Origin of the sequence: uncultured Planktomarina sp., from assembly GCA_943788425.1 — a bacterium.
GTDB lineage: Bacteria > Pseudomonadota > Alphaproteobacteria > Rhodobacterales > Rhodobacteraceae > Planktomarina.
The window spans coordinates 50,120-61,770 of the sequence record CALSQF010000012.1 but is presented as its reverse complement, the minus strand read 5'-3'; the positions used below and the strand labels follow the sequence as shown (position 1 = coordinate 61,770).

Here is an 11,651-nt window from a genome sequence, read left to right as displayed (position 1 = left end):
AGGCGTTGTTAGATAGCGTCGTCGCCGGTTTCACCGGTGCGAATACGGATGGCTTCTTCAACTGTCGACACGAAAATTTTCCCATCGCCAATTTTATCGGTTTTCGCTGCGGTGCAAATGGCTTCGATTGCGTTGTCGAGCATGTCGTCGGCCAGAACGACTTCGATTTTTACTTTCGGCAGAAAATCGACGACATATTCAGCACCACGATAAAGTTCAGTATGGCCTTTCTGACGGCCAAACCCTTTGACCTCTAAAACAGAAAGACCCTGCACGCCGATGTCCTGAAGAGCTTCTTTTACTTCATCGAGTTTAAAAGGCTTGATTATGGCTTCGATCTTTTTCATTTTGACACCCGATGGTTTGATTGCTTCCCGGGAATTTCACTTTTTGTCTTGCCCGGCAATTACTCTTTGTTAGGATCGAGGTGGAATGCCGCAGGTATCGCAAAAACTGCCTATAAATTAATCAAAATGTACATTTATTGCACATAAATGAATCGTGCCTCATGAAACAGCTATACTATGGCGCTCAATCCTGAAGCGCGCTGAGAAATACTGTAAAGCGCTGACCTATTTCACTATCTTAGAGTAACTTTGCTCCATCGCTTTAGAATAAATTGCTGGGCCAAAGGGTCATTGAGGTTAAAGCGCCTGCTCAATACGATATGAGTGCTGCGGCTTTGGGCGGCGAGCAGGCGCAGCCGGTTATTGCCATCGGGCAAAGTGTTATGGCTTGGCAGCCGAGTCATGCAGAGGTCTTGCTTTCCACAATATTTCTTAGTTTCGCATTCTGCTGTAGATCCGGCAAGGAAGCGACCATGTTGATAATAATCCAGCCGCCTCTCTTTTCTAGCTCCCATGACACCTGATTTCTGATTTAAATGGTTCAGCCCCAACTGTAATTTTTGTCATAAGTAAAATTCGTCCCAAAACTGTCATTTTCCACTCGCATCCTCGGGCGAGCTTTGTTAGAGAGCTCCGGAATATGGCGGCTCTTCGGGGCTGCCACATAGTTTGCGGGTATGGCGAAATTGGTAGACGCACTAGATTTAGGTTCTAGCGCCGCAAGGCGTGGGGGTTCAAGTCCCTCTACCCGCACCATGGTTTGAAAAGGGATGTACTATGCAGGTCACCGAGACCCTGAACGAAGGCTTGAAGCGCGGTTACAATATTGTAGTGACAGCAGATGAGTTGAGCGCAAAGGTTGACGAAAAACTCGTTGAAGCGCGGCCCGAAATTGAAATGAAGGGCTTTCGAAAGGGCAAAGTCCCGATGGCATTGTTGAAAAAGCAATATGGTCAGCGTTTGATGGGTGAAGCGATGCAAGAGAGCATTGATGGCGCCATGTCCAAGCATTTTGAAGACAGCGGCGATCGTCCCGCGATGCAGCCTGCGGTCAAGATGACCAACGAGGATTGGAAAGAGGGCGAGGACATCCATGTTGAGATGTCCTACGAAGCGTTGCCGAGCATTCCTGAGGTTGATCTTAAGAAAATCAAACTGGAAAAAATGATTGCCAAGGCTGATGAAGCCTCTGTTGTAGAAGCCCTTAAAAATTTGGCGGAGACTGCACAGGATTTCGAAGATCGCAAGAAAGGTACGAAGGCGAAAGATGGCGACCAAGTGACCATTGATTTTCTTGGTAAAGTCGATGGCAAAGCCTTTGAGGGCGGCGCTGCGGAAGATTACCCGCTGGTTTTGGGATCTAATTCTTTCATTCCCGGCTTTGAAGCACAGCTGGTCGGCGTAAAACTTGGCGAAGACGTTGAGGTGAAGGTCACATTCCCTGAGGAATATGGCGCTGAAAACCTGGCCGGCAAAGACGCTGTTTTTGAATGCAAAATTAAAGCTGTCAAAGCGCCGAAGGCGGCTGAGATCAATGATGAGCTGGCCACTAAGTTTGGTGCAGAAGATTTGGCTGCCTTGAAAGGTCAGATCACAGAGCGTTTAGAGGCCGAATATGCTGGCGCAGCCCGCGCTGTTCAAAAGCGTCACTTACTTGATGCATTGGATAAGATGGTGAAATTCGAGCTGCCCCCATCTTTGGTAAAAGCCGAAGCGGGGCAAATCGCTCATCAACTTTGGCATGACGAAAACCCTGATGTGCAGGGCCACGATCATCCTGAAATCGAACCAACAAATGATCACAATACACTGGCTGAACGCCGTGTGCGCTTGGGCCTTCTTTTAGCTGAGTTGGGCCAAAAAGCTGAAATCGTAGTCACCGACGCGGAAATGACACAGGCGATGATGGATCAAGCCCGTCAATATCCAGGTCAAGAGCGCGAATTTTTTGAATTTGTTCAACAAAATCCACAGATGCAGCAGCAAGTGCGGGCACCTTTGTTCGAAGATAAAGTTGTTAATTATGTCTTTGAATTGGCCACAGTGTCCGACAAAGAAGTTTCTAAAGATGAGCTTCAAAAAGTCGTGGAAGCAATGGACGAAGAATAAATTGACTTCGCCCGCATCTCCTTTTTGAATTGGGATGCGGGCGCGGTTTAGCTCCAGGCTACCCGGCCCAAGTTTCTTATAGGTTCATCATGCCATCCTTGTTTGAAGGATGGCTTTTTTTATGGGTTGGGCTCTGGTAATGGGCTGGGCTTTGCATGCCCCATGGCAGTTGCGGCCTTGCGCCAAATAAAACGCCGCCCTGAGACAGAGCGGCGTTTAAATGTTTCGACTTGACATAGTAGGGGCTTTAAGCCTCTTCGTCATCCGATACGTCACCCGCGGAGTCCTTTGGCGCATCGCCATCGCCAAAGTCATCCATGCCGGCAGCGCCGATATCGTCAAATAATTCTTGAATTTCGAACTCAGCTGCTGCCTCTTCTTCTGCCGCGAGATCTTGGATGGATTTCCCTGCCGCTTGCAGCTCCGCCTCTTCAACCGAACGGGCTACGTTCAGTTCAATTTTGACGTCAACTTCAGGGTGCAGTCGCACGGCGACATTGTGGATGCCCAGATCTTTGATTGGCGCCATCAAAACAACCTGCTTTTTGTCCAGGCTGAATCCGGCCTCAGCGGCCGCTTCGGCCGCATCGCGGATGGTAACAGAGCCGTAAAGCGAACCGGCGTCAGAGGCTGACCGAATCACAATAAATTGCTGACCGTCAAGCTTGGCAGCCAAGGCTTCTGCATCCGCTTTGGTTTCCAGGTTGCGCGCTTCGAGCTGTGCTTTTTGCGCTTCGAATGCTGCGATATTGGCAGCTGAGGCGCGCATGGCTTTACCTGTTGGGATCAGGAAGTTGCGGGCAAAGCCCTGCTTTACATTCACGACATCGCCCATTTGGCCCAATTTGGCCACACGTTCCATAAGGATAACTTGCATGTGCTTGGCTCCTTATTTCACAGCGTAGGGCAGCAGGGCCAAGAAACGTGCACGTTTGATGGCGCGAGCCAGCTCACGTTGTTTCTTTGCGGAGACTGCGGTGATACGGGACGGCACTATTTTGCCACGCTCAGAGATGTAACGCTGCAAAAGACGTGTGTCTTTGTAATCGATTTTCGGGGCATTATCACCGGAGAAAGGGCAGACCTTCCGGCGGCGGAAAAATGGTTTTGTTCCCATGACTTAGCGCTCCTTAAGACCGGCGTTCGCGACGTTCACCGCGATCACCACGGTCGTCACGTTTTTGCATTTGAACGGAGGGGCCTTCTTCGTGGCCTTTCACGCGGATGGTCAATGTGCGCATGACATCTTCATGCAATGCCATCAGGCGTTCCATTTCGGCAACAGCTGCTGAAGGCGCATCTGTTTTCAAAAAGGCATAGTGGCCCTTGCGGTTTTTGTTGACTTTATACGCCATGGTTTTGACGCCCCAATATTCCTGCTCAACAACGGACCCGCCGTTTGCGCTCAGAACATTGGAAAATTCTTCGATCAATGCTTCGGCCTGTGTGTTCGACAGGTCCTGACGCATAATGAAGACATGCTCATAAAATGACATGTGCTTTCCTGTTTTTTAGGTGCGCTTCAAAGATCAGAGTTAAGACCGCAGTCTGATCACGAGAGGCCACACGGGAGAAGGTTTGCCTGCGGATGGCTGCCTTTGCCACAGCTGGGGAAAAGGTGCAAGGTTTATGGCGCATGTTCGTGGTTTTAAAAACGATTTTCAATGCGCCCGCGTGGTCCCTGGCCGGGAGCAGTCGCAGCGTGGCTTCGGTAAACCATTGCGGTGCAACGTGACAGGGGATATGCCAAGAAAATCCGAAGTTTTGAAAGAGGATCAAAATGCGAGCATTTGTTTTTCCAGGTCAAGGGGCTCAGACCATCGGCATGGGCCAAGATCTAGCGGCCAGCTACCCGGCGGCAAAAGCGGTGTTTGAAGAAGTCGATGACGCCTTGGGACGGGATCTATCGGGTCTGATTTGGGATGGGGAAATTGAAACATTGACCCTCACAGCCAATGCGCAGCCCGCTTTGATGGCGACGTCTTTGGCTGCTTTGAGGGCTCTGCAGGCGGAAGGGCTAGGACTTGAAACTGCCTCTTTCTTGGCGGGGCATTCGCTCGGTGAATATTCCGCTCTGGCGGCGGCAGGGGCGATGACCATTGCCGATACGGCCCGTTTATTGCGCATTCGTGGCTCAGCCATGCAGGAGGCTGTGCCGGTTGGCATCGGTGCCATGGCAGCAATCTTGGGGTTGGATTTCACCGCCGTCACTGCCGTGGCGGCAGCGGCAGCTCAGGGCGAGGTGTGCCAGGCGGCCAATGACAATGATCCAGGACAGGTTGTGGTTTCAGGTCATAAAGCGGCTGTTGAGCGCGCTGTGGATCTGGCCAAGGAGGCCGGTGCAAAACGCGCTGTGCTTTTGCCTGTGAGCGCGCCCTTCCACTGCGCTTTGATGCAGCCAGCCGCGGACCGTATGGCGCACGCCTTGGCAGAGGTCGAGATCAGCGCGCCGTCAGTGCCTGTGGTCGCCAATGTACGGGCCAGCGCCGTCTCAGATCCAGAATTGATCCGTTCGCTTTTGGTGGAGCAGGTCACCGGCTCGGTGCGCTGGCGCGAATCTATGTCTTATTTGGCTGCTGAGGGTGTGACAGAGGTTTGGGAAGTTGGCGCAGGTAAAGCTTTGTCAGGCATGATCCGCCGCATCGACCAGGCGATTGCGTGCCAGGCGATTGGGAGCCCCGAGGATATCGCCAAGCTGCAAGGTGCTGCCGGCGCCTAGGGATCACATTTTGGTCAGTGCACCGGTTGGAAATAATGACGAATTTAGGAGAATCACATGTTTCGTTTGGATGGAAAAAACGCTTTGATCACCGGAGCCTCCGGCGGCATTGGCGGGGAAATTGCAAAGGCGCTGCATGCGGCAGGGGCGAGCGTGGCCCTCTCGGGGACTCGCGTGGAACCGCTACAGGCTTTAGCAGATGAGTTGGGGTCGCGCTCACATGTCTTGCCGTGCAACCTTTCGGATGCCGAGGCGGTGATGGCTCTGCCCAAACAGGCTGTTGACGCCATGGGCAGCGTAGAAATTTTGGTCAATAACGCCGGCGTGACCCGCGACAACCTCTTCATGCGCATGTCGGATGACGAATGGACGTCGGTTCTCGACATCAATCTGACCAGCACCATGCGCCTGTGTAAAGGCGTGATGCGCGGCATGATGAAAGCCCGCTGGGGCCGGATCATCAATGTATCATCCATCGTTGGATCGACAGGCAATCCAGGGCAGGCCAATTATGCCGCCTCTAAAGCCGGCGTTGTAGCCATGTCGAAATCATTGGCCTATGAGGTGGCCACGCGGGGCATCACTGTCAATTGCATAGCGCCCGGTTTTATCACCACCGCGATGACCGATAAATTGACAGAAGATCAAAAAGCGGGAATTTTATCTCAAGTGCCGGCTGGCCGAATGGGCAGTTCGGGCGAAATTGCGGCCGCGGCCCTTTATTTGGCAAGTGATGAAGCGGGCTATACGACGGGGGCCACGTTACATGTCAACGGCGGTATGGCCATGGTTTAGAGGTTTTTTGCCGATTTCGAATTGCCGGTGACAAAACATTTGCCCCCCGGCCATCCTGTGCTATAGCCGGCGCAACGACGTGATTTGCACCTTTTCGTGTTCACATCGGCCCCCTGTGGCAAACCGGGGATCTACCGCTTCGATGTTGAAGCACATCAAGACCGCAAGTTGTGCGGAGAACAACGGGCGCAAGCCCCGGAATGAATAAGGATCTGAGATATGAGCGAAGTCGCTGACCGTGTTAAAAAAATTGTTGTAGAACACCTGGGTGTTGAGGAAGATAAAGTTGTTGATAATGCTTCTTTCATCGATGACCTCGGCGCAGATAGCCTGGACACAGTTGAACTGGTTATGGCTTTCGAAGAAGAGTTTGGAATTGAAATTCCCGATGATGCTGCGGAAACAATCCAAACATTCGGTGACGCTGTCAAGCATATCTCTGAAGCCGTTTAATTTCAGCACCTTGAATTTCGATTGCGGCATCCTCTTTGGGTGCCGTTTTCATTTGTACCCCCGGTAATTATTCCAAAATTGGGGGCTGACCTATGGACAGGTTTAGATCATAATTGACCCGAGATCAAAATTGGAGATCAAGATGCGTCGTGTCGTGGTAACTGGGCTTGGAATGGTATCGCCTTTGGCGGATGGGGTTGAAGCGACCTGGGAGCGTTTGCTCGCAGGAGCCTCCGGTGCAGGGATGATTGAGAAATTTGATACCAGGAATGTGGTTACGAAATACGCCTGCGAAGTGCCACTGGGCGATGGCACGAATGGCACCTTTAATGGCAATGCGTATTTGGAGCCCAAAGAACGGCGAAAAATTGACGATTTCATTCTTTTCGGAATGGCCGCCGCCCAGCAAGCTGTGCAGGACAGTGGATGGATGCCTCAGGCAGATACGGATCGTGTCCGTACCGGCGTGATGATCGGATCCGGTATAGGCGGTTTGCAAACCATTGCAGATACGGCTTTGTTGATTGACAAAAAAGGTCCGCGGCGGGTTTCGCCATTCTTTATTCCAGGGGCATTGATCAATCTGGTCTCGGGACAGGTGAGCATCAAATATGGATTTAAGGGGCCGAATCATGCGGTTGTAACGGCCTGCTCGACCGGTGCACATGCCATTGGCGATGCCAGCCGTTTGATCATGTTTGGTGATGCGGATGTTATGGTGGCAGGCGGCGCTGAAAGCTCAATCTGTGAGATTGGTATCGCTGGATTTAATGCCTGCAAAGCTCTGTCGACTAAGTCAGAAACGGACCCAACAAAGGCCAGCCGCCCCTATGATGCGGACAGAGATGGCTTTGTGATGGGTGAGGGGGCCGGTGTGGTTGTCCTTGAAGAGCTGGAGCATGCCAAAGCGCGCGGTGCGAAAATTTACGCAGAGGTTTTAGGCTATGGCATGTCTGGTGACGCCTATCATATCACCGCCCCATCCGAAACCGGTGAGGGCGGCGAGCGGTCTATGCGAGCGGCCCTGAAAAATGCGGGCCTCGAGCCCCAGGCGATTGATTATATCAATGCGCATGGCACATCGACGATGGCCGATACCATTGAACTGAGCGCGGTGGAGCGTTTATTGGGCGATGCAGCCTCTGGTGTGACCATGTCATCCACCAAATCATCCACCGGCCATTTGCTGGGCGCGGCGGGCGCAATTGAGGCGATCTTCAGCATTCTGGCCATTCGCGATCAAGTTGCCCCTCCGACCATCAATCTGGACAACCCTGCGGTGGAGACACCGATTGATCTGGCACCAAATGCCAAGGTAGAACGCCAAATCAATGTTGCTCTGTCCAATTCTTTCGGTTTTGGCGGCACAAATGCCAGCGTCATTTTCGGGAAATTTGCATAATATGTGGCGAAATATTGCGTCCAATGCAATAACCTTGATTGTTATCGGTCTCTTCCTGATTGGCGGGGTCATGACGCTTCTCAAAGCGGAGTATTACAAAACTGGCCCCTTGACAGAGGCCATTTGCCTCAAAGTCGAGCCCGGCAGCTCGATGCAGAAAATTTCCGTTTATTTGCGGGATAAGGGCGCGGTTCGAAGCAAAGAATTGTTCAATATCGGAGCCGATTATACCGATAGATCTGGCCGCCTCAAAGCTGGTAGTTTCTTGATCCCGGCGGGCGCGTCTATGGCGGAAATTGCAGACCAAATCACTACCAGTGGCCGCAATACCTGTGGCACGGAGGTGGTCTATCGCGTGGGGGTCACACGCAGCACGGTTTTGGTGCGGGAATTGGATCCAGTGTTGAATAGCTATGCGGAAGTTGCGCGTTTTACCCCCGCTGAGGACACAGCACCGGAGGCCTATCTCCGGGTGATTGACCAAGGCGATACGCGCATTCGGCTTGCAATCGCAGAGGGCACAACCAGTTGGCAAGTGGTCGAAGCCCTCAAAGCCATCGACATTTTGACGGGTGATATAGCACAGATCCCCGCAGAGGGCACCTTGGCACCGGACAGCTACGAGATCAAAGCTGGCGATCTGCGCCAAGACCTGCTCGCGCGGATGCTGCAGGCGCAAGAGCGCCGCCTGGCAGAGGTTTGGGCGCAGCGCCGTGATATCACACCCGTTGAGACGATGGAGGAGCTGCTGATCTTAGCGTCCATCATAGAAAAAGAGACTGGTGTGGCCGATGAACGTTTCACAGTGGCCTCGGTTTTTGCCAATAGATTGGAAAAGGGCATGCCGCTGCAAACGGATCCCACTGTTATTTATGGGGTGACCCTGGGCAAGGGACCCTTGGGCCGGGGTCTGCGCAAAAGCGAACTGCGCAAAGACACCCCTTGGAACACCTATGTAAACCGTGGTCTGCCGCCAACGCCTATTGCCAATCCGGGCTTGGCCAGCTTGCAAGCGGCGCTGAAACCGGCCGAGACGGATTTTATATTTTTCGTAGCCGACGGTACCGGTGGCCATGCCTTTGCGGTGACTCTCAAAGAGCACAATCGCAATGTTGCCGCTTGGCGCAAAATTGAAGCATCCCGATAGCCGTAAGGCTTTGTCAATGTGACCGCTCGCAAAGGTTTTAAAGGTTTTACACCTTTGGGCCAAACTCCTCGCATACCACTGTAAAGCACGGATGCCGCGATGCGGTGCCCAGCTGTTGCGCCAAGAAGAGGTCAGTCAAGCCCAATGGCGCTACAGCGCTGCGATGCGCTCCGCCGATGGCGCGCATGGCGTGTTAGAGCTGCAAGTGGCGCAGCTTTCTGAAAGTTTTGGTCCTGGCTTGTTTCGCAAATTTCGGTTCACTGCTTAATGCCTCAAAGATCTCTAAAACATGCCAGGTCAGCACGCAGGGAAGGCAGAGGCTGCCTGGGCGGCTCGGGTGATGCCGAGGTCTTTTCAAGAATTCCGAGTGGCCCCGGTCGCCTGTGTCAGGTGAAACATCTGGGCAGATAGGTTGATAAGTTTGGTAATCTGCCTATGTAATGGGAAACAAAGCCCTACCAGAGGATTGACCCATGGCACAAACAGCAGCGCAATTGGAGACCATAGACCCGGTTTGGGATAAAATGCTGCGGCAAGCGCAAAGCGCATTGGCGCAGGAGCCGCTCTTAGGCGCTATGATCCATTCCAGCATTCTGCATCACAGCAGCTTGGAGCAAGCCCTGTCCTACCGTATTGCGCTGAAGCTGGCGTCAGCAGAAATGCCAGAGCAAATGCTGCGCGAAATTGCTGATCACACCATCCAATCTGAGGGTCTGGGGGCCTATTCGCGCGCCGATCTCATGGCGGTACGTGAACGTGATCCAGCCTGCCATAATTTGACTCAGCCTTTGTTGTTTTTCAAGGGCTTCCAAGCTATTCAAGCCTATCGCGTTGGCCATGCCCTCTGGTGCGACGGGCGCAAAGATCTGGCGTATTTTTTCCAATCTCGAATTTCAGAAGTCTTTGGCATTGATATTCATCCCGCAGCCGTTATCGGACGCGGGCTTATGATTGATCACGCGCATTCGATCGTGATCGGTGAGACGGCTGTGGTGGGAGATAATGTATCAATGCTGCACTCGGTAACTTTGGGCGGCACGGGCAAGCAAGATGATGAACGTCACCCAAAGATCGGCAATGGTGTTTTGATTGGGGCGGGGGCAAAGGTTTTGGGCAATATCAAAGTTGGCCATTGCAGCCGGATTGCCGCTGGCTCTGTGGTGCTCCATGAGGTGCCGCCTTGCAAAACAGTTGCTGGGGTTCCTGCAAAGATTGTCGGAGAGGCTGGTTGTGAGCAACCTTCCATCACCATGGATCAACTCCTAGGTTGAGCGGCCCAAGGGCACGCAGTGTCATAAAAAAACCCGACGCAGCATTGGCTGGGCCGGGTTTTTTGGTGATTATGAGCCAGCGCTTACGCCAGCATAGACAGGGGATGCTCCAGATTGTGAACAATCGCATCGAGCAATTCGGCGCCTAAAGCCCCGTCAATCACCCGGTGATCCACGGACATGGTCACGGACATGACAGTTGCCACGCTCAGCGTGCCATCTGCGTCCACAACTGGGCGTTTTTTGCCAGCTCCGACCGCGAGAATGGCCCCTTGCGGCGGGTTGATCACCGCATCAAAGTTATCAATGCCCATCATGCCGAGATTTGAGATCGAGAAACTGCCACCCTGATATTCATGGGGCGCCAATTTGCGGCTGCGGGCGCGGGCGGCGAGATCTTTCATCTCAACCGCTAATTTTGACAAAGATTTGCTGTCAGCGTCCAGCAGGACCGGAGTGAACAATCCCCCCTGAATGGCAACGGCGACAGAGATATCTGACGCTTCCATCTGCAAAACGCGGTCACCGGCCCAAACTGCATTGGCCGCCGGAACGCTTTGCAGCGCCATGGCGCAGGCTTTGATGATAAAATCATTCACCGAGAGCTTCACACCTCGAGCTGCAAGCCCCGCGTTCACCTCACTGCGCAGCTTGAGCAGATTGTCGAGCTGAATGTCACGGCGGAGGTAGAAATGCGGGACGGTTTGCTTGGCTTCGGTCAACCGGTCGGCAATCACCCTGCGCATCCCATCCAAAGATACGGTTTTATAGCTGCGACCCTGATAAAGTGCCTCCACGCTGGCGGCACTTGCGGAGCTGGGCAGTGAGGCTGCGGGGCCGGGAGCGCCGGCGAGGGGCGCTGCGGCGGCAGAGGAGGCTGCGGCTGCGGCAGGGACGCCACTCACATCGGCTTTGACAATTCGCCCTTTGGGCCCAGATCCGCTGATCTGCGTCAGATCCAACCCTTGATCGGCAGCAATGCGCCGCGCCAGGGGGGAGGCGAAAATGCGTGTGCCGTCATTCGAGCTCATGGCGGCAGGCGCGGCACTGGGTGGCGCGCTTGGAGCTGGCGCATGAGCTGTGCTCTCCTCTGCGGCCACAGGAGCAGCGGCTGCGGTACTTTGAGCTGGCGGCGAGGCGGTTGCATCCGCCGCATCACCCTCTTCGAGCAAAATGGCGATGGCCGAATTGACCTTCACATTCGCAGTGCCTTCGGCCACCAAGAGTTTGCCGATGACGCCCTCATCAACGGCTTCAAACTCCATTGTCGCTTTGTCGGTTTCAATTTCAGCCAAAAGATCGCCAGATTGAACCCGATCCCCTTCAGCAACCAACCATTTGGCCAGGGTTCCCTCTTCCATCGTGGGCGATAGGGCCGGCATAAGAATTTCAAGTGCCATGGGGCGCT

General features: G+C 53.4%; 13 protein-coding genes and 1 tRNA gene. 9 read left to right on the top strand and 5 right to left on the bottom strand.

What is annotated here, in order from left to right; translation table 11 throughout:
* Positions 1 to 8 precede the first annotated feature (8 nt).
* Entirely contained in the window at positions 9 to 347 is a 339-nt protein-coding gene (locus ABLW18_RS11010) for a P-II family nitrogen regulator (protein WP_347824853.1), read from the bottom strand.
* 671 nt (positions 348 to 1,018) lie between these two features.
* On the opposite strand from ABLW18_RS11010, the gene ABLW18_RS11005 reads away from it, so the two are divergent.
* A tRNA-Leu gene (locus tag ABLW18_RS11005) sits at positions 1,019 to 1,103 on the top strand.
* A gap of 21 nt (positions 1,104 to 1,124) precedes the next feature.
* Positions 1,125 to 2,456 carry a trigger factor gene (tig, locus tag ABLW18_RS11000; protein WP_347824852.1) on the top strand — a complete coding sequence of 444 codons (1,332 nt, stop codon included), beginning with the start codon at positions 1,125 to 1,127 and terminating at the stop codon, positions 2,454 to 2,456.
* A gap of 247 nt (positions 2,457 to 2,703) precedes the next feature.
* Here tig and rplI read toward each other — a convergent pair whose 3' ends face one another.
* From rplI to rpsF, 3 genes are read right to left on the bottom strand one after another with little or no spacing between them, the layout of a single operon-like run.
* Complete coding sequence (gene rplI / locus ABLW18_RS10995) at positions 2,704 to 3,333, bottom strand: 50S ribosomal protein L9 (protein WP_347824851.1); 630 nt, start codon at positions 3,331 to 3,333, stop codon at positions 2,704 to 2,706.
* Between the two features lie 12 nt (positions 3,334 to 3,345).
* Entirely contained in the window at positions 3,346 to 3,573 is a 228-nt protein-coding gene (rpsR, locus tag ABLW18_RS10990; RefSeq protein WP_044050076.1) for a 30S ribosomal protein S18, read from the bottom strand.
* A gap of 13 nt (positions 3,574 to 3,586) precedes the next feature.
* Positions 3,587 to 3,952, bottom strand: a complete 366-nt coding sequence (rpsF, locus tag ABLW18_RS10985; protein ID WP_347815823.1) for a 30S ribosomal protein S6 — start codon at positions 3,950 to 3,952, stop codon at positions 3,587 to 3,589.
* A gap of 284 nt (positions 3,953 to 4,236) precedes the next feature.
* Between rpsF and fabD the strand changes: the two genes are divergently transcribed.
* The 7 genes from fabD to cysE all read left to right on the top strand — a co-directional run bounded on the left by fabD (position 4,237) and on the right by cysE (position 10,243).
* Positions 4,237 to 5,175, top strand: a complete 939-nt coding sequence (gene fabD, locus ABLW18_RS10980; protein ID WP_347824850.1) for an ACP S-malonyltransferase — start codon at positions 4,237 to 4,239, stop codon at positions 5,173 to 5,175.
* A gap of 57 nt (positions 5,176 to 5,232) precedes the next feature.
* A complete protein-coding gene (fabG, locus tag ABLW18_RS10975; protein WP_347824849.1) occupies positions 5,233 to 5,970 on the top strand; it encodes a 3-oxoacyl-[acyl-carrier-protein] reductase in 738 nt (245 codons plus the stop codon).
* Positions 5,971 to 6,189: 219 nt separating this feature from the next.
* The gene (locus ABLW18_RS10970) at positions 6,190 to 6,423 is read left to right on the top strand and encodes an acyl carrier protein (protein WP_347824848.1); all 234 of its coding nucleotides are present in this window, start codon (positions 6,190 to 6,192) and stop codon (positions 6,421 to 6,423) included.
* A 142-nt stretch (positions 6,424 to 6,565) separates the two neighbouring features.
* On the top strand, positions 6,566 to 7,825 hold the full coding sequence (gene fabF / locus ABLW18_RS10965) for a beta-ketoacyl-ACP synthase II (protein WP_347824847.1): 1,260 nt from the start codon (positions 6,566 to 6,568) through the stop codon (positions 7,823 to 7,825).
* A gap of 1 nt (position 7,826) precedes the next feature.
* A complete protein-coding gene (gene mltG, locus ABLW18_RS10960; RefSeq protein WP_347824846.1) occupies positions 7,827 to 8,972 on the top strand; it encodes an endolytic transglycosylase MltG in 1,146 nt (381 codons plus the stop codon).
* A gap of 91 nt (positions 8,973 to 9,063) precedes the next feature.
* Positions 9,064 to 9,240 carry a hypothetical protein gene (locus tag ABLW18_RS10955; RefSeq protein WP_347824845.1) on the top strand — a complete coding sequence of 59 codons (177 nt, stop codon included), beginning with the start codon at positions 9,064 to 9,066 and terminating at the stop codon, positions 9,238 to 9,240.
* A gap of 205 nt (positions 9,241 to 9,445) precedes the next feature.
* Entirely contained in the window at positions 9,446 to 10,243 is a 798-nt protein-coding gene (cysE, locus tag ABLW18_RS10950; protein WP_347824844.1) for a serine O-acetyltransferase, read from the top strand.
* Between the two features lie 83 nt (positions 10,244 to 10,326).
* On the opposite strand, the gene ABLW18_RS10945 is transcribed toward cysE, so the two are convergent.
* Positions 10,327 to 11,643 carry a pyruvate dehydrogenase complex dihydrolipoamide acetyltransferase gene (locus ABLW18_RS10945; protein WP_347824843.1) on the bottom strand — a complete coding sequence of 439 codons (1,317 nt, stop codon included), beginning with the start codon at positions 11,641 to 11,643 and terminating at the stop codon, positions 10,327 to 10,329.
* Between the last annotated feature and the right edge of the window lie 8 nt (positions 11,644 to 11,651).

Coding starts and splice junctions, on each gene's coding strand:
- ABLW18_RS10955 (WP_347824845.1), top strand. CDS start 9,064: ATGCCGCGATGCGGTGCCCAGCTGTTGCGCCAAGAAGAGGTCAGTCAA.
- fabG (WP_347824849.1), top strand. CDS start 5,233: ATGTTTCGTTTGGATGGAAAAAACGCTTTGATCACCGGAGCCTCCGGC.
- mltG (WP_347824846.1), top strand. CDS start 7,827: ATGTGGCGAAATATTGCGTCCAATGCAATAACCTTGATTGTTATCGGT.
- cysE (WP_347824844.1), top strand. CDS start 9,446: ATGGCACAAACAGCAGCGCAATTGGAGACCATAGACCCGGTTTGGGAT.
- tig (WP_347824852.1), top strand. CDS start 1,125: ATGCAGGTCACCGAGACCCTGAACGAAGGCTTGAAGCGCGGTTACAAT.
- rplI (WP_347824851.1), bottom strand. CDS start 3,333: ATGCAAGTTATCCTTATGGAACGTGTGGCCAAATTGGGCCAAATGGGC.
- rpsR (WP_044050076.1), bottom strand. CDS start 3,573: ATGGGAACAAAACCATTTTTCCGCCGCCGGAAGGTCTGCCCTTTCTCC.
- ABLW18_RS11010 (WP_347824853.1), bottom strand. CDS start 347: ATGAAAAAGATCGAAGCCATAATCAAGCCTTTTAAACTCGATGAAGTA.
- ABLW18_RS10970 (WP_347824848.1), top strand. CDS start 6,190: ATGAGCGAAGTCGCTGACCGTGTTAAAAAAATTGTTGTAGAACACCTG.
- fabD (WP_347824850.1), top strand. CDS start 4,237: ATGCGAGCATTTGTTTTTCCAGGTCAAGGGGCTCAGACCATCGGCATG.
- fabF (WP_347824847.1), top strand. CDS start 6,566: ATGCGTCGTGTCGTGGTAACTGGGCTTGGAATGGTATCGCCTTTGGCG.
- rpsF (WP_347815823.1), bottom strand. CDS start 3,952: ATGTCATTTTATGAGCATGTCTTCATTATGCGTCAGGACCTGTCGAAC.
- ABLW18_RS10945 (WP_347824843.1), bottom strand. CDS start 11,643: ATGGCACTTGAAATTCTTATGCCGGCCCTATCGCCCACGATGGAAGAG.